Origin of the sequence: Pseudoalteromonas sp. A757 (assembly GCF_004103285.1) — a bacterium.
GTDB classification, from domain to species: domain Bacteria; phylum Pseudomonadota; class Gammaproteobacteria; order Enterobacterales; family Alteromonadaceae; genus Pseudoalteromonas; species Pseudoalteromonas galatheae.
Genome location: NZ_QNQN01000057.1, coordinates 53,698 through 70,790, shown reverse-complemented (window position 1 = coordinate 70,790; position 17,093 = coordinate 53,698). Strand labels below are relative to the sequence as shown.

The window sequence follows — 17,093 nt, the reverse complement described above, 5'->3', positions numbered from 1 at the left end:
AATGCGGCTTTTTTCGTTCTCTAGTCTAGACTTAATCGCTGTAATAGCATGTAACTTTTATATTATCAACATGGATTCTACAGCACCTAGACGGACTCTAATTTCTTCTTTTGCTTACTGCGCGCTAGGATTTGCTGAATTGGGACAGTAGAGTAGATGAATAGACGTATTTTTTTGCAGATTATTGGATTAGTTATTTTTACTATTTTGGTGAGCAGTGGTCTAGTTTATTGGTCTACTTTGTTAAACCACTCCATTTCTTCATTTCATCAGTCATGGCAATCAGAGACTGAAGTTGCAATTAGACGTGCTGAATTGTTATCTGAGCTGGAGCGTAGCTTTGGCTACAACGGCTTTATTCATCACTTCAAAAATTATGTACTGCGCCAAGATGAGAATTATTACGAGCAAGCTTTAGCTGATGTTGAAGCAACCAAAACAACAATTCTGAAGTTGCAAAGTACGGCGCTAAGCAGCCAAGAGACAAAGGCATTAGCTGCTATTCAATACACTTTTGATAAATATACACAAATGCTCGCACTTGCTAAGTCAAAATTCACATCGAGAAGGTTGAGCTCTGAGGTTGTGGACAGCTTAGTGGAAGTGGATGATACGAACGCTGAAGCTGCATTTAATTATTTGCGTAAGTCGATTGGAGAGAAATTTGCGCTTGCAAAGCAAAACCAAACGGTAAAGCTCGATCAAACCCAAGAATTGAGTAACACCGGTGTGTTGTTGTTGCTTCCAATAGTCTTGTTATTTGCTTGCTTAAACATTTTTACGCTCATTTTTGTGGTTAAACTGATCAACGAAAAAAGAAAGTTATTCAACTCTACTCCCGATGCCATTTTATATTGTGATAAAGACGGTAGGCTTAAAGAAGTCAATAAGGCCTGTACTGATTTATTTGGCTATCAGCCTCAAGAGCTATTAGGTATGCAGCTTGAAGACCTCGTTCCGGAGCGGTGTACCGGTAGACACGTCGTGGACACAGAGAAATTCCTAAGCACTTCTACGATGCGCCGAGTGACGCATGATGGACTTAAAATTTTAGGGCGGCACCAATCAGGAGTGGAGATCCCAGTGGACATCGAGTTATCCACTGTGTCTGTCTCTAAAAATGATGTTTTTATTGCGGTGATCCGAGACTTACGTCAAGAGCAAGAATTGAAGAACCGTGCTGAACTGGACTTCTTAACTCAGGTTATGAATCGCAGAAAGATAGAAGCGCTATTGAAAGAAGAAGTGCAGCGGGCCATCCGCTATCATCGAGCGCTATCGCTATTGGTAATCGATGTTGATCATTTTAAACAATTAAATGACACCGCGGGACACCAAGATGGTGATAATGCATTGAAAGAAGTTGGACAGTTTCTAGGTGAGCAAGCACGCCCAAGCGATCATATTGGACGATGGGGCGGTGATGAATTTGTGATTATCTGCCCTGAAACTCGGCCAGATGCCGCGCTTAACTTTGCACAACGACTGGTACATGAATTTACTCGCTTCACCAGTTTTGGACTGACATTCAGCATTGGCGTGGCGGGATACGAGCTTATCGGTGAAAGCTTTAATCACAAACGATGTTTTGAAGAAGCTGACTTAGCCCTCTATGAGTCGAAAAACGGAGGTCGAGATCGTGCTTCGCTTTATATCGCGCCACGCAGCTCTTTGGACAAAAAGGCATAGTCTAAGACGAGATCTTTTACTTTAGCCGCTAAAAACCTTACAATTTGCGCCCAGTTTAGACTTGTGGCGGATGTTGATGCATAAAATAGAAGACCTCATTGCTGTTTTTAATGGGCTATTCCTGCACACGCTCAACACTGAGTTGGTAGTGGGTGATGACGAACCTATCTATCTACCTGCAAATGGATCTTACCCTCATCATCGCATTATTTTTGCTCATGGCTTTTATGCCAGTGCTTTGCATGAAATTGCACATTGGCTTGTTGCGGGTGAAGCGCGTCGGCAACTCGAAGATTACGGCTACTGGTATTGTCCTGATGGACGAGATAAAGCGCAGCAACTCGAATTTGAAAAAGTTGAAGTGAAACCGCAGGCTATTGAGTGGGCGTTAAGCGTCGCTGCTGGTTTTTCATTTAATGTTTCCGTTGATAACCTTAACGGTGAGCAAACTTGCCGTTTTAGCTTTCAACAACGGGTTCATCAGCAAGTGCTAGCGTTATTAGAAAGCGGGTTTAATACCAGAACGACTCAACTACTCAAGGCATTAAGTCATTTTTATAATACGCCTTGGCCTTTACGCCTGCAGCAATTTAACTGGGATATCCCGACAGAGCTAAGCATGGAGTTTAACAATGCAATTTAAGCTTGGACTTATCATCAACCCTTTAGCTGGGCTTGGTGGCAGCGTTGCACTAAAAGGTAGCGATGGCGCAGAAACAGCTCAACAAGCATTGGCGTTAGGTGCAGAGCCTCGCGCTAATCAGCGAGCAAAAACGGCTTTAACACAACTGCTTCCATATCAAGAAAACATCGAAGTATTTACTGTTAACGGTGAGATGGGGGAGCGTACGGCAAAAGAGCTGGGTTTTAACACCCAAGTGATTTACCACAGTCAAAGCACAGCAACTCGTCCTGAAGATACTGAGACGGCAGCGCAAATGATGCAACAGCTCGGTGTCGATTTGATTTTGTTTGCAGGTGGCGATGGTACCGCCCGTAACATTTGCCACGCCGTGGGTGATTCATGTCCTGTACTTGGGATCCCGGCGGGGTGCAAAATTCATAGTGGGGTATACGCGATAACGCCAAAAGCAGCTGGTAGAGTCGTTGAACTTTTGGTTACCGGAGAGCTTGTCTCTATAGGTGAAGCCGATGTAATGGACATCGATGAAGCTGCATTTCGTGAAGGTACGGTGCGCGCCAAACGATTTGGTGAAATGCAAGTGCCGACCGAACTGAGATATGTGCAAGCGGTGAAAAACGGTGGCAAAGAAAGCGATGAACTGGTGTTGGCTGATATCGCTGCCTATGTAGTTGCCGAGATGGACGAAGATGAAACCTACATTATGGGGTCTGGTTCCACCGTTGCGGCTGTGATGGAAGAGATGGGGCTTGACAATACGCTACTCGGTGTTGATGTTGTAAGGGATCAAGCGCTGATCGCGCAAGATCAAACCGCGCAGCAATTGTTGTCGCTTGCTGATGATAAAACAAAGCTAGTGATCACATTAATTGGTGGTCAAGGACATATTTTTGGCCGCGGTAATCAGCAGCTAAGCCCTAACCTCATTAAAAAAGTCGGCAAAGATAATATTATCCTTATCGCCACAAAATCGAAATTAAAGGCCTTAAATGGTCGTCCTTTAATTGCGGATACCGGGGACGAACAACTTGATGAGTCCTTAGCTGGATTTATTAAGGTGATCACTGGATTCAATGACCATGTAATGTATGCCATAGGCCATCAAGAATAATTTAGGAATAAATATGTCTTTAGTAGAATATGTAGAGAAAGCGCAGCAGTTTTTTGATGAGCTTGTTGATAGAGCGAGTGACGATGAGCTGTTTGCTGGCGGCTATTTACGCGGTCACTTCGACTTAGCGGTAGGCTATGCACAAGTAGAGGAAGCGGACCTTTCAATTGATGAGTTAAATGCCAAAGTTGAAAGCAGCCTAGTAAAAGCATACCGAAATGGAGAGCTAAATGACGATGACAAAGCACATGTGGTCTCTATTTGGGAGCAGGTGCAAAATCTAAAATAACCGCACCTCGGCCGAGTGTAGCAGGTGCTAGAAGTCTAATTTCCATCTGCTACTCAGCCTCATTTGGCATTACATCAAAAATCGCCAATATATAAATAACAGCGCAAAGCCCACTAAATAAACCAGCCCCAGTCCTGTTAGAGCCTTAGTATAAATTGGTTGACTGCGATAGATCTCACCTTTCACTAATCCTAAATTCATCCAAGCAAAGATAGGAGTAGTGACAAACGCTGAGCTCATGGCAAACATCAGCATACTTTTTAAGTCGGCCTTAAAAAATAGCACCACGGCCATACCGAGAGTCGCTTGCAGTAGCAGAATAAGCGTGTAACTCTTTTTCGTTGTGTTAGGTCGCAACAGTTGAAGTGACTCATTGAGCACTCGGGAATAGCCGTCTAACACTGTGATTGTTGTCCCAAACATACACAAAAATGCGACGCCGGCAATTAACCATCTGGCCCACTCACCAATCGTGTTGGCATACATATCAATCAGCTGCTGTGAGAATGCGACGCCAGCAAGCTCCACGGGTTTATCTTGACCGTATTGCATTAGCATACCCAGTAAGCAAAAAACGACCGCCAGGCCCATCGTTACAAAATATCCTACTTTGAAATCCAGTAAAATTTGGCTACTTGTGAGTGGTTGTTTAGCCATCTTTGTTTTTAGCCAAGAGGAATTAATGGCTGAAATCTCGATTGGTGCGGGCATCCAACCCATTAAGGCAACTAAAAAGCCTAGTAGCGCAATGTCGTAGGGAGAAATCGGATTAGTTGGGGCTGGGTGAGCTGGTCCATTGTTAACCGCAATAGCAAGTGCCATGAGCGTGGAAATGGTCAAGATTATCATCACCCATTTGCTCGTTACATCGAGTATTTTGTAGTGCCCAACTAGCAAAATTGCCAAGCAGCTTGTTAAAAGTATAAAGCTTAACAGTTCAGTATCTATTGAAAATGGCAGCGAGTAACTTAAGAGGCTTGCAGTAAGTAATAGCACTCCTGCGGTATTTACGATGGCTGCGAAAATATTGAGCAGTACAAAAACTTTAAATCCAAAGCGGTAATGCGCGTGATAACCTTCGACAACAGTATGCTTAGAGTGGCTTGTGTACTCTACAGCATATTTAAAAAAGGGATACTTGAGCAAATTTACGACGACAACCAGCCAAATCAACTGACTACCAAACAGTGCTCCTGCTTGAGTGGATGAAACGAGGTGCGAGCCGCCTATCGCAGCAGTTGCCATTAATATTCCAGGTCCAAATATAGCAAATTTATCTTTAAGAGATAGCAGCGCTGGCAATGTAAATTCCTTAAGTTATTGTTATTCTATTGCCAATCAGTCTACGAAGTTTTAAGAATTGCCGCAATACCACGTCACAGCAAACTCAAAAGGTAGTGCGAGATTGCAATTATAGGCCTGCTAATTCGCTACTTCATCTAATTCTAGAAAGTACTCTTCTAAATCTTCTTTAATATCTTGGTAATCGTCTTCATCTAAATTCAAAACTCTTAACACATCGGCCTTCATTAGATGCCAATCAGGTGCCGCAACAAAACGCTTATTGATATGAACAAAGTTTTCCGCCATTTTTAAAGCAGCAAAGGCCAACTTTTGTTCTTCATCTTTGCAGCTACTCAAAAATTCGGGGTCATGGTGGCATAAAATCATCTGACAAATACTCTGTGGCAAATTCCAAGAGGCTGCAAGAAAGTAGCCGATAATGGCATGGTTGGTTCCGTATTTTTCTTCTTCGTGGTCTACTAATAACTTGTCGTAGTCTTTGTTGGCTGCAATGAGCGTTTCCATATAATCTGGGTAATTTACCGCCATAGCAGCTATTCCCGCATCGTGAAATAGACCAAGTAAGTGCAAGTTTTCGATAGGGACACGTGATTTGAGTTTATTGCCAATCACCATGATGCTATCTGCGATGTCTGAAGCGTTATCCCAAAATCGCTCTAAACTAATACAGCATGTGCGTTGATGAAAGGTTTGTTTGAGCAAAAAGCCTGTTACCAAAGTACTGACAGAATCTAGGCCAAGAAAAACCACAGCCTGTTTTACATCCGTTACTGTTCTTGCCAAGCCGTATAAGGGCGAGTTGATTATTTTTAGCACCGCAGCTGAGGTACTGACATCATGAGCGATGATAGAAGCGATATCGTTCAGATCGGGATCTGATGTAGCAAGTGCTGCTTGCAATTCGCTTATCAGGGCAGGCTTGGGCGGTAAGTTGAAACCATGTTTGACGTCAGCTAATACTTTGTCATCTAGATCTATCATCTACACATCCTTAATACTGGGTATATAAAAAGCATAGCTTAAATTCTTGATTGAACACTGACTTGAGGTCGAAAATACCAAGTCGATTACTAATTCGGCAAAGTGCATCGTCAATGGGCACGTTTTCTTGCTTAACATGTAAATATTAAGTTATGGTTAAGCAATTTTTTTCTTAGGGCAATGGTATGCACGAAACACAACAAGCGAACTCGCAAAATTCTGCGATCACCCGTTTTCTTAACGGGATAGAGCGGGTGGGGAATAAACTCCCCGATCCTGCAATCATTTTCTTATCAGCAATGTTGCTGATCTGGCTATTATCTTGGTTATTTTCAGGCGTAGAATTTAGCGCTATCGATCCGAGAACCAATCAGGCGATTGTCGTCCACAATTTATTAGACCCAAATGCGCTTGCTGGGTTTATGGCGACGATGGTGAAAACCTTCACGGGGTTTGCGCCATTAGGCGTGGTGCTAGTTGCTATGCTAGGTGTGGGTGTCGCTGAACATTCTGGCTATATAAATACTGGCCTTAAAATCATGCTTAAACGCACGCCTCAGGCACTACTAACTCCTTCTATTATTCTTATCGCTATTGTAAGTCACACGGCGACAGATGCTGGGTATGTGTTAGTTATCCCACTTGCTGGTGTTATTTTCTATGCGATGGGAAGACATCCTCTTGCGGGTATTGCAGCGGCATTTGCTGGCGTAAGCGGTGGATTTAGCGCGAACTTTATTCCTTCAGGCATCGATCCGTTACTACAAAGCTTTACCCAAAGTGCGGCACAGATCATCGATCCAGAAATTGCGATTAACCCACTAAATAACTGGTTTTTCACTTCGGCATCGAGTCTATTCATTGTACTTTTAGGTTGGTATATCACTGATAAAATCATTGAGCCAAGACTAAAAGCGACAGAAGTTGACGGTGATACAGATAGCTTGCCTTCATTCGATGAGATCACCAGTAAAGAAAAAAAAGGCTTTGTGGTAGCGTCAACGGTGATGTTAGCAGGTATCGCGTTATTGGTTTATGCATCAAGCGGCGAAGACTCAGCACTACGCAGCCCGTCAGGTGCTTTAACTGACTTTAGTGCGCCGTTAATGCAATCTATTGTACCACTTATTTTTCTCCTGTTTTGGATCCCAGGTGCGGTGTACGGTTTTGTTGTCGGAACGTTCAAAACTTCAAAAGACATGATTGATGCCATGACTAAGGCTATGAATAGCATGTCTTACTATATTGTTATGGCATTTTTCTGTGCACTTTTCATCAGTGCTTTCAGTCACTCAAACTTGGGGGCACTGCTTGCCATTGAAGGTGCTCAAGTATTAAAAGCTTTGGCGCTTCCAAGCTATGTTACAGTGATTGGTATCATCTTTCTCACGGCATTTGTAAACCTATTTGTGGGGTCAAGCTCTGCAAAGTGGGCGTTATTGGGGCCAATTTTTGTTCCAATGTTAATGCAATTGGGTATCTCACCCGATTTGACACAAGCGGCTTATCGCGTTGGTGATTCTGGCTCAAATATCATCACTCCACTTATGCCTTACTTCCCGCTAGTTGTGGTTTACTGCCAGAAATACGTTAAGTCTACAGGGATAGGTACATTGATAGCGATGATGTTGCCTTACTCGATTGCCTTTTTGATTGGTTGGAGCATCTTCTTATTGATCTACTGGATGCTTGGCGTTCCGCTAGGTCTACAAGCGAGTTATGCATATCCGGCTGGAATGTAGTTTGAGGAATGTAACTTCAGGGGATCCTTAAAATAATGAACTCCTGATCCAAACCTTAGATTAAGTAATAAAAAGCGCTGTTCAGTGAAATAACAGCGCTTTTTATATTTTGTTATTTTGTACTACACCTTACGCGGCTTTATTGATACCCAGCCAAGAAAATGAGCGATGTAAAAACGCCTCAGCAGCCTTTTCAATGCATTCACCATGAGCAATAACAATATATTGAGGTTGCCAATCAGCCATCTTTGAAAAACAGGCTCGGGCCTGCTGCTTTCCGAATATAAATGAAGCTCGCCAGTCTATTGGGGTTTTACCATTGGGGCTAATCACCCCCGTGATTTTCGCAAGTACCTTTTTAAATCCAGAGAAGTGGTTTGGATGAAAGTTCTCAATCAAATCCGTCAAAATTAACGTACTAGTTTTTTTATGGAAGAAAACGACTTCTTCCATTACCGCGCTACCTTTAAAGATCAGCTGGTCAATATCATTTTGCCACTCTGGCTCGGCAGTGTCGCCCAGCTGGCGATGAAACTTAAGATCGGGGCGTTTTTTGTCGACACCTGGAGAAGCAAACAGAGTCGCCGTTGGGAACTTTTCCTGCCAATCACCCATAAATAGATGGTGTAGTTTATTTGGAGAAATTAGATATTTTACTTCGCCAAGTTGAGTTAATTCACAAAGCAGTCCATCCGTTAGTTTTCCGGGAGAGTGGACCCACAATTCGCCAGAAGAAAGCTTGATTATGGTACTTCGAGTGGTGTACGGCATACCAAAAAATGGTACGGCTGGGCCGTTGTAGATCCAAATGTTATGACCAATAGAAATTAATTCGCTCATCTGATTTCCTTACTCACTTTAGAATTAATGTAACTATATCAGGGAAATTTTTTGTTTGAAATATAATCAACTACAAGCTTGGATGAGATATATTTGCTTAATTGCGTTGGCCTATTATATCAATGCTTTTGGACGTAAGGTTAAGCCCCATATCTCGCCATAAAGAGTGCAACGCTTTGCTCTACAACAAAATCAGGTTTTTCCAAGTTTGTGAGGTCAAACCCATATAGCCGTGGATAAAAAATGAAAGACTTAAGTTGATATAAAAACTGTTGTGCTGCGAAAGCTTTATGTTCGATACAAAGTGCATTATTAGCAACGGCATCGGCTAAAAACTTTTCTAGATAACGCATACAGCCAACTTTACTATTATTGAAATGTGCCGCCAACGTAGGGTCTTGTAATAATTCGATAAATGCCACGCGTGCTACTTTGATAAATGGTTCTGAGGTGAGGAGTCTGACTTCCCGCGAAGCGATTTCTTGTAATTGGTTTGCAACAGGGATATCAGATCGATATTGATAAATATCACCTTGGTCAACTTGAAGCAGCATGTGTTCAAGTACACTATACAGCAGCAACTCCTTAGTCTCAAAGTGATTATAGATAGTTCGTTTAGACACTTCTGCGTGCTTTGCGATAAGATCCATACTGGTATTTTGAGCGCCATTTTGAGCAAATAACTGCTGGGCAGCCTCCAGAATTTGCAGCCTTTTTCTCTCTGATTGTTTCATTTTTTCTATTACATACAAGGGAATATCTAAATGTTGATATCCCACATTCTAGCAAACCTAGAATATATTACACTACTTAGTTTACTTTTTATTTTTGGTGTGTAGACTACACTGTGTAGTTTACCTTTTGGTGGTGATATGAAAAAACGAATATGGTTTGGATTGATTGTAGTCTTGTTGATAGGGGGAGGAGGAATTATGGCTTCTAGTTTAAATGCTGCGGTAAACCAAAGTGGGTATTCATCGACTCAGTTTAGTAATGGTAAGTTTCATAATATTCACGAAACGAATAAAGCGAGTTTAGGTAAGACACTGGAAATTTTCTGGCGCTTTTTTACCGAACAGAAAGTCAATGCGGTGCCGAAGGTTAACATGCCAGTGGCTGCGCTCACCGAGGCGAATTTGAAGGCGCTTTCTGAAACGCAAACTCATGTCATCAAGCTTGGACATTCATCGGTACTAGTAAAAGCGCAAGGGCAGTATCTGTTGATTGACCCTGTTTTTGCTGAACGAGCATCACCTTTTTCATTTATTGGTCCAAAGCGTTTTCATCAGCCACCCATTACCATTGAGTCATTACCTAAAATTGATAAGGTGTTGATTTCACATAACCATTACGACCACCTAGATAAGGAAAGTGTAAAGCGACTAGCAGATAGAGTGGGGGTATTTTATGTCCCTTTGGGCGTAGAAGGTGATTTGCAAAAGTGGGGAGTTCCCGCCGAGAAAATAAAGCAGTTTGACTGGTGGCAGTTTGAAGAAACCGCTGAGTTAACACTCACCTTTACACCTACTCAACACTTTTCTGGACGTGGACTTGGAGATGCAAATAAAACCCTTTGGGGAGCGTGGGCTATTCGCACAGCAGACAAAAATATCTTTTTTAGTGGAGACTCTGGTTATTTTGCTGGATTTAAGGAAATAGGTGAAAGACTTGGTCCATTTGATCTGACGCTCGTGGAAACCGGCGCCTATGATAAAGATTGGTCTGATATACACATGACGCCAGAGCAAAGCGTACAGGCCCATATAGATTTACGAGGAACGCATATGATCCCCATTCATAATGGTACTTTTGACTTAGCTTTTCACTCTTGGTTCGACCCGCTCGTTAGAGTCAAAGTTGCAGCTGAGCAAAATCAAGTGACGTTGGTAACGCCTGTTGTAGGTGAAGTGTTGACACTTTCAGAAACGCTACCAAGCCACAGCTGGTGGGAAACGCTAGTGCCTTAATATTGGTATCGTAGTAATTGAATAAGGGCTACCGTATTAGGCATACACCCTTATTCAGTATTCTGGTGTTAAGCAATCAACATTCTTAATGAAAAGGCCATAAGCAAAACAGCAAGTGCCTTTTCAACTAGGTTCATTTTGTTTATGAACCAAGCACGAGAAGGCGGAGCTGAAAATAATAAACTGACACAGATAAACCACAAGGCATTCACGCTGCACATCCAAGCGCCGTAAAAAAGTTGAACATGTAGCGGAGTTCCTTGACTGATTACATTAGTTACCACGGCTAAGAAAAATAAAGTTGCTTTTGGATTGGTTGCATTTGTTAAAAAGCCTAGGCCGAACGCTTTTTTGAGTGATTGTGAACTTACTTTAACTTGAGTATTTGCTGCCTCTAGTTGAATCGTTCCTGCACTTTTAAGCAATTGAATGGCGATGTATATAAGATATGCAGCGCCAATTAATTTAGCTATTTGTAAAACCCAAGGTGAGGCCTGCATCAGTGCCCCAACACCAAGTAAGGTATATAAGATATGAACACTAAGCCCAGTGCCAATCCCCAAGGCTGTTATTGCGCCGTGTAGTCTGCCGTATTTCAGGCTCTGCCTGACTGTAATAACAAAGTCGGGGCCCGGCAAGATCACTGCGACAAAATGAATGATGGCTAATGATAAAAACTCTGGCCAATACTGCACCATATTCCGCTCCCAATATTATGTTGAATAGTTAAGAGCATTGTATTTCTATTCACATGAGAAGATAATAATCTAAAAATGGAAATAACTTTTGCGTGGAGCGCACAAATGGGAGTGCTATGACAACCAGTAAACATATTGAACTACTGCAAGAAATGTCGATTTTTGTTTCGGTTGTCAATATTGGCAGTTTTTCTGAGAGCGCTAGGCAGTTAGGTGTCTCGCCGTCATCGGTGAGCCGTGCCATAAAACACCTTGAACAGCAATTGGGGGTGTGCTTACTTCAGCGCACCACACGCAGCTTAAGACTGAGTGAAACAGGAAGAGCGGTGTATGAACGCTGTACTCAGCTGGAACAAGCCGCTAAAGACGTTATCTCGCTCTGTGAAAGTCATCATCAGACTGCACAAGGAGTCGTTAAAATCGCAGCGCCAAAAGCGGTCGCACATACGCTAATACATCCAAATGTGATGGTGTTTTTAAGCGAATTTCCAAATATTGATGTTCATTTGGTGTTAGATGATAACGCACTGGACCTGATCCGAGATGAAATAGACATTCTATTTAAAATTACTAACGAACCACCGCAAGGCTTGATAGGCCGAAGCGTGATGAAAATAAACCATATATTGGCGGCGTCCCCAGAATACCTTGCAGCTCATTTTGCTCCTACCCACCCCAAAGAATTAGTACAACATAGCTGTATTGCGTTGGGAGAAACGGATGCCGATGCTAAGTGGCAATTCAGAAAAGGCACACAAAAACACACCACCCCAGTTAGCGGGCGCTATAAAGCAAATCATACTCGAGTGAGGCTAGATGCTGCGCTGCAAGGGCTTGGGATCACAAGCTTGCCTGTATTTGTCGCTAAAGATGCTTTAGCATCAGGTGAGTTGATACAGGTATTGCCTGAGTGGGATTTCGAGACAAATTATTCAGGCGAGCTGTGGATGCTATATCCATCGACTCGCCATATTCCTGCAAAGGTGAGTGTTTTTGCTGATTTTATTGTACAGCGACTCACTACGACTTGTTATTAATAGTCTCTGTTAGCTAGAGTGAAAACCGATAACTCAATGTGGCACTTGCTTGAACTTGTCTCAACTGTTCATCATCGAAGTGCCAGCTGCATGTATTTTGAGTCGCAGGGTCAATATCACAAGTAACTTTTGAATCATTGCTTAGAAAGCTTACAATCCAACGCACTTCGGTACCCAGGTGGAATCCAGCACCGATATTATATTCAAGACCAGTGTATAAACCAGTAGCGAAGAAAGTGTCTGAGTCGATAAAATTAGGATTAACAAAAGTTGCACCAAGCTGTGCACCTAGGTATATATCTAAATTGTCTGTGAGCGGTCGTACTGCCGCGCTTTGAAATAGTAGGTATTCCATTTCCACTTTATTTAGTGGGTACGCAGTAAGCTGAGTCTCTGTTTTACCATAGTAAAATCCATAACGACCTTTGGATATGTACTTGTCTACACTTACTCCCAAATGCGAGTCATCTTCCAATTCGTATGTCTGGTGGCGAGAAGTTTCGATATCATTACTGTACGTTTTACCACCGTATATTGAAACACCAAAATCTCCGTAATCTGCGGCACTGACGTTGCTAGAAACAACTAACGCCAAGATAGTCGCTAATGAAGCTGATTTCATAAAGTCTATATCCTTGAGTTGGAATAATTTTTTAGATCTGAAACCAAGTATACCAATGATGAAAGAAAATAATAACGAGGTAGGGATGATTTACTTGCATTTTTTGGGCTAGGTTTTTATTATTTAGCCGTCTGTTTGATTTGGAAAGTACTTTGCAAGTATTCTTACGTTTACTTATCACATTGCTCGTGGTGGCTACACTTAGTGGTCAAAACGAGGCTGCCTCTATGGTTGGATGTGAAATGCATGGTGCTACCAGTCATGAAACAAGTCATCAAATGCTTCAAAGTAGCGTGCAATCGGCAGAGCCTCATCATCATGAAATGGTGATGGAGATGGATTGTTGTGACCCTCAGAGCGCAGCACAATGCAGCGATTGTACTTGCCCCACACATATGTGCTCCACAAATCTTGCAGCGTTTTCTCCAAGAGAATGGATAGCGCCTATTGTACTGAATAATGATAAATTGAGTTTCATAAGCGGTCAGCTTAGTGACTACCCTCGTTCTCTTTATAAACCCCCAATACTTGCTTAACCTCAGGGCAGATCTGCCTTAATTTTAAGATTTTGTACGATTAATCGTCTATTTTGACGTGATTTTCAACGAATTGATTGATACCAGCTGCAGTAATTCAATTGGTATTACATGCGAGGTTAGCATGAGAAAGTTTTATTTAGTGGTGACGCTATGGCTAATGAGCGCCATGGCATACGGTAAATCCGGTATAAAATTGGAAGTCTTTAAATCCCCAACCTGTGGCTGTTGTGAGCTGTGGTTAAACCATTTAACCGCACAAGGTATTGCGCACAAAGCCACCGACTTAAATTATCTTGGCTCACTTAAGAGTAAGTTTGGTATTAAGCAAAATTATCAATCTTGTCACACTGGGGTTTCTAAAAATGGTTTTATTTTTGAAGGGCATGTTCCTGCCAAGTTTATTAAACAGTTTTTGCAAAACGAGACGTTAACTCAAGATAAGCAAAATATCGGCTTGAGTGTGCCGGCAATGCCACTTGGATCGCCGGGTATGGAGGTTGGCGAGCGTTTTATGCCTTATCAAGTATTGCTACTCAAAAAAGATGGGAGCTATGAGGTTTTTGCTGAAATCGACAATTATGAGGAGCAATTCTAATGACAATCAAAGTTTCCCTGTTTATCGCAACTCTGATACTGCCACAGATAGCACAGGCCAATATTGCAACGTTAGAGCAAGCTATAGATGTCGCCATCAGCAACGATCCTTGGCTTAAATCTAGCCAATACAAGCGTTCTGCGATGCAATCTATGAGCCGCGAAGCGCTAAGCTATCCTGATCCTCAGGTGTCCATCGGTATGATGAATCTGCCTGTTGATAGTTGGGAGTTTAATCAAGAGGGGATGACTCAGCTTAAAGTTGGCGTGATGCAGATGTTGCCGCGAGGAGATAGCCTCGAAATTAAGAGCCAGCAATTGGCACTTGACGCTAAAAAGCAACCGATTTTACAAGCGGATAGAAAAGCGCAAGTGCGCCGTGACGTTTCTCAGGTTTGGCTTGATATTGTACAAGCCAAAAAGACGTTAGAGCTGATTGAACGCGATAGTGTGTTGTTTGACCAAATGGTAGAAATAGCCAATGCTAGCTACTCCAATGCGCTGGGTGCAACACGCCAGCAAGATGTGATCCGTGCTCAGCTTGAGGTGATGCAATTAGACGATAAGCGTTCCGCGGCTTATCAGCAGCTTAACACCGCTAAGGCAAAGCTTTCGCAATGGCTATTAAATGATGCATTCACTAATTCAAATGCACTGAGTGTCCTTGACCAAAATGAAGTGACACTGCCGTTGATCCGCTCAATTGCGCCAAAGTTGATGCAGCAACGCCCAGTTGATAGCCAAGCTGTAGTACAACATTTGACTCATCACCCGTTGGTTGTTGCAGCCGACGTTGATATATACCGTGCCAATCAAGGGGTTAAGTTAGCTGAGCAGGCATATAAACCACAGTTTTCCGTCAACGCAAGTTATGCATATCGGGATGATGCTCCGGATCAGATGTCTCGCACTGACTTTTTTAGCGTTGGTGTATCATTCGACGTTCCGTTATTCACAGATGGAAAACAAGATCAGCAAAAAGCGGCAGCGACTGCACAAGTTGAGGCGAGTAAAACCGACCGATTACTTGTGTTAAAGCGGCTGTTTTCAAACTTAAATGGTGAAATTCAAACTATCCAAAGATTGCAAGAGAGGCAATCGCTATACGCAAAATCAATTGTGGCACAAAGCGCTGAACAGGCCGAAGCTGCATTGACCGCTTATACCAATGATGATGGCGACTTTTCCGAGGTAGTGAGGGCACGCATTGCGAAACTGAATGCCCAGTTATCAGCGCTTTCTATTGATATTGCATTGTTAAAAGCGGTAGTACGCAGTAACTATTATTTGGCTCAAATTGAAGAGGATGCAAGCTATGAATAATAACTTAAAAATGACGCTTGTTGCCGTCACGACATTAACGGTCGGCGTGCTAGTTGGGATAAATTTCTCTTCAAGTAACGAGCCTGCGGTAGCGCCAAGCACTGAGAAAGCACCACTTTATTGGGTTGCGCCTATGGATCCGAACTATCGTCGTGATAAGCCAGGTAAGTCTCCTATGGGAATGGACCTTGTACCTGTGTACGAAGAAGAGTCTGCGAATGCAAAATTTGGTGAGGGGGTTGTGGAGATAGCGCCTCACGTTGAAAACAACTTGGGCGTTCGTACCGCGGTGGCTATGCGTCAAGCGATGTCTCACCAAATCCGCACTGTTGGGTATGTTCAGTACAACGAAGATAGCTTAGTTCACATTCACCCTCGCGTTGAGGGTTGGATTGAAAAGCTCTACGTGAAAGCAGCAGGTGAACCGGTCAAGCAAGGCGAACCTCTGTATACCTTGTATTCGCCGCAACTGGTCAATGCGCAAGAAGAATACCTTATTGCTAGAAAGCGTAATAATCAGGCGCTCATCAACGCAGCGCACGAACGGCTCAAGGCATTACACCTGAGCGATGACTTTATCAATACGCTGAAAAAAACGGCTGAAGTGCACCAAAGCATTACCTTTTATGCACGTCAATCTGGGGTGTTGGATGGACTCCAGATCCGAGAAGGGTTTTACGTAAAGCCAGGCACAACCCTCATGAGTATCGCCAAACTTGACGAGATTTGGGTCGAAGCTGACGTATTTGAACGTGATGCTATGTTGGTCGCTCAGGGACAAGCCGTTTCCATGAGATTAGACTTTTTACCCGGCAGAACGTGGCGTGGGCAAGTCGATTACGTCTATCCCTCACTCAATGAAAAAACACGCACACTCAGAGTAAGGCTTAGATTTGACAACAGTGATGCGCTATTAAAGCCAAATATGTTTGCGCAAGTGAACATTCAAGCCGACTCTCGTGACGATGTACTTCAAGTGCCGAGTGAGTCAGTGATCCGCACTGCCAAACAAAATCGTGTTGTCGTTGAAGTTGCACCCGGTAGCTTTAAATCGGTTGCCGTTGAACTGGGTCAAATTGGGGATGAAAACATTGAAATCCTCAATGGCCTTAACGAAGGAGACAAGATAGTTACGTCAGCCCATTTCCTTATTGATTCTCAATCGAGTATTACCTCTGACTTTATGCGTATGGCGCCAGTTGCAGAAGCTAAGTCCGTTTGGATTGAAGGAGAAATTCAAAGCGTGAACGACCAAAGCCGAGTGGTGAATATTGATCATCAACCCGTACCCGAGTGGGAATGGCCTGAAATGGTGATGGATTTTACAGTGGCTGAAAGTGTTGATATTGACGCACTAAATGCGGGACAGGTTTTGCACTTTGAAGCGACAAAACAAGATGATGGCAGCGTATTACTGACAGGTATTCACATTATGCGTGAAAATATACTGCCTACAGCAACAGTGGGCGGTGTGATAAACGCCATCAACCCTGACACCCGAGTGCTTAATATTTCTCGCGACGCCATTGAAAAATGGGACCGCCCTGCAACAACAATGGACTTTGTTGCAGCTGAGCACATTGATTTAAGCCAGCTTATGACAGGAATGAAGGTGACTTTCACCTTTGAAGTGGGTGACGAATTTGTGGTGACTGATATCAAACCTGCAGGTGAGATGTCGATGAATATGCACTCTGGCCACTAAGGAGCGTT

The 17,093-nt window shown here is 43.0% G+C and carries 17 protein-coding genes; 10 read left to right on the top strand and 7 right to left on the bottom strand.

Annotated features, from left to right (window positions below; all coding sequences use genetic code 11):
* Positions 1 to 156 precede the first annotated feature (156 nt).
* From DRB05_RS03990 to DRB05_RS03975, 4 genes are all read left to right on the top strand, one after another.
* Positions 157 to 1,689, top strand: a complete 1,533-nt coding sequence (locus tag DRB05_RS03990; protein ID WP_128725787.1) for a sensor domain-containing diguanylate cyclase — start codon at positions 157 to 159, stop codon at positions 1,687 to 1,689.
* Positions 1,690 to 1,765: 76 nt separating this feature from the next.
* Positions 1,766 to 2,332: an elongation factor P hydroxylase gene (locus tag DRB05_RS03985; protein ID WP_128725786.1), complete on the top strand. Its 567-nt coding sequence runs from the start codon at positions 1,766 to 1,768 to the stop codon at positions 2,330 to 2,332.
* Positions 2,322 to 3,443: an ATP-NAD kinase family protein gene (locus tag DRB05_RS03980; protein WP_128725785.1), complete on the top strand. Its 1,122-nt coding sequence runs from the start codon at positions 2,322 to 2,324 to the stop codon at positions 3,441 to 3,443. The genes DRB05_RS03985 and DRB05_RS03980 overlap by 11 nt, the downstream gene beginning before the upstream one ends.
* 13 nt (positions 3,444 to 3,456) lie before the next feature.
* Positions 3,457 to 3,732: a YfcL family protein gene (locus DRB05_RS03975; protein WP_010377735.1), complete on the top strand. Its 276-nt coding sequence runs from the start codon at positions 3,457 to 3,459 to the stop codon at positions 3,730 to 3,732.
* Between the two features lie 69 nt (positions 3,733 to 3,801).
* On the opposite strand, the gene DRB05_RS03970 is transcribed toward DRB05_RS03975, so the two are convergent.
* A complete protein-coding gene (locus tag DRB05_RS03970; protein WP_128725784.1) occupies positions 3,802 to 5,034 on the bottom strand; it encodes a divalent metal cation transporter in 1,233 nt (410 codons plus the stop codon).
* A 120-nt stretch (positions 5,035 to 5,154) separates the two neighbouring features.
* Entirely contained in the window at positions 5,155 to 6,018 is an 864-nt protein-coding gene (locus DRB05_RS03965; protein WP_128725783.1) for an HDOD domain-containing protein, read from the bottom strand.
* 185 nt (positions 6,019 to 6,203) lie between these two features.
* On the opposite strand from DRB05_RS03965, the gene DRB05_RS03960 reads away from it, so the two are divergent.
* On the top strand, positions 6,204 to 7,760 hold the full coding sequence (locus DRB05_RS03960) for an AbgT family transporter (protein ID WP_128725782.1): 1,557 nt from the start codon (positions 6,204 to 6,206) through the stop codon (positions 7,758 to 7,760).
* A 129-nt stretch (positions 7,761 to 7,889) separates the two neighbouring features.
* On the opposite strand, the gene DRB05_RS03955 is transcribed toward DRB05_RS03960, so the two are convergent.
* Positions 7,890 to 8,600 carry a DUF4336 domain-containing protein gene (locus DRB05_RS03955; RefSeq protein WP_128725781.1) on the bottom strand — a complete coding sequence of 237 codons (711 nt, stop codon included), beginning with the start codon at positions 8,598 to 8,600 and terminating at the stop codon, positions 7,890 to 7,892.
* 140 nt (positions 8,601 to 8,740) lie between these two features.
* Positions 8,741 to 9,334: a TetR/AcrR family transcriptional regulator gene (locus DRB05_RS03950; protein WP_128725780.1), complete on the bottom strand. Its 594-nt coding sequence runs from the start codon at positions 9,332 to 9,334 to the stop codon at positions 8,741 to 8,743.
* Positions 9,335 to 9,532: 198 nt separating this feature from the next.
* Here DRB05_RS03950 and DRB05_RS03945 point away from each other — a divergent pair, with 198 nt between their 5' ends.
* The gene (locus tag DRB05_RS03945) at positions 9,533 to 10,567 is read left to right on the top strand and encodes an MBL fold metallo-hydrolase (protein ID WP_128725779.1); all 1,035 of its coding nucleotides are present in this window, start codon (positions 9,533 to 9,535) and stop codon (positions 10,565 to 10,567) included.
* A 68-nt stretch (positions 10,568 to 10,635) separates the two neighbouring features.
* Here DRB05_RS03945 and DRB05_RS03940 read toward each other — a convergent pair whose 3' ends face one another.
* Positions 10,636 to 11,265, bottom strand: a complete 630-nt coding sequence (locus tag DRB05_RS03940) for a LysE family translocator (protein WP_128725778.1) — start codon at positions 11,263 to 11,265, stop codon at positions 10,636 to 10,638.
* A gap of 116 nt (positions 11,266 to 11,381) precedes the next feature.
* On the opposite strand from DRB05_RS03940, the gene DRB05_RS03935 reads away from it, so the two are divergent.
* Entirely contained in the window at positions 11,382 to 12,302 is a 921-nt protein-coding gene (locus tag DRB05_RS03935; RefSeq protein WP_128725777.1) for a LysR family transcriptional regulator, read from the top strand.
* A 13-nt stretch (positions 12,303 to 12,315) separates the two neighbouring features.
* Here the strand turns inward: DRB05_RS03935 and DRB05_RS03930 are convergent, their stop codons facing one another.
* Together DRB05_RS03930 and DRB05_RS22815 are read right to left on the bottom strand one after the other, a co-directional pair.
* Positions 12,316 to 12,924 (bottom strand): outer membrane beta-barrel protein, encoded by a 609-nt coding sequence (locus DRB05_RS03930; RefSeq protein WP_128725776.1) that lies wholly within the window; start codon positions 12,922 to 12,924, stop codon positions 12,316 to 12,318.
* 252 nt (positions 12,925 to 13,176) lie between these two features.
* Positions 13,177 to 13,317, bottom strand: coding sequence for a hypothetical protein (locus DRB05_RS22815; protein WP_205125715.1), 141 nt, complete (start codon positions 13,315 to 13,317; stop codon positions 13,177 to 13,179).
* 267 nt (positions 13,318 to 13,584) lie between these two features.
* Here DRB05_RS22815 and DRB05_RS03920 point away from each other — a divergent pair, with 267 nt between their 5' ends.
* Genes DRB05_RS03920 through DRB05_RS03910 form a run of 3 tightly spaced genes read left to right on the top strand, consistent with a single transcriptional unit; the run spans position 13,585 to position 17,085 of the window.
* Complete coding sequence (locus DRB05_RS03920) at positions 13,585 to 14,058, top strand: DUF411 domain-containing protein (protein ID WP_128725775.1); 474 nt, start codon at positions 13,585 to 13,587, stop codon at positions 14,056 to 14,058.
* On the top strand, positions 14,058 to 15,380 hold the full coding sequence (locus DRB05_RS03915; protein WP_128725774.1) for a TolC family protein: 1,323 nt from the start codon (positions 14,058 to 14,060) through the stop codon (positions 15,378 to 15,380). The genes DRB05_RS03920 and DRB05_RS03915 overlap by 1 nt, the downstream gene beginning before the upstream one ends.
* Positions 15,373 to 17,085: an efflux RND transporter periplasmic adaptor subunit gene (locus tag DRB05_RS03910; protein ID WP_128725773.1), complete on the top strand. Its 1,713-nt coding sequence runs from the start codon at positions 15,373 to 15,375 to the stop codon at positions 17,083 to 17,085. Before DRB05_RS03915 ends, DRB05_RS03910 begins: the two co-directional genes overlap by 8 nt.
* The last annotated feature ends 8 nt before the right edge of the window (positions 17,086 to 17,093 follow it).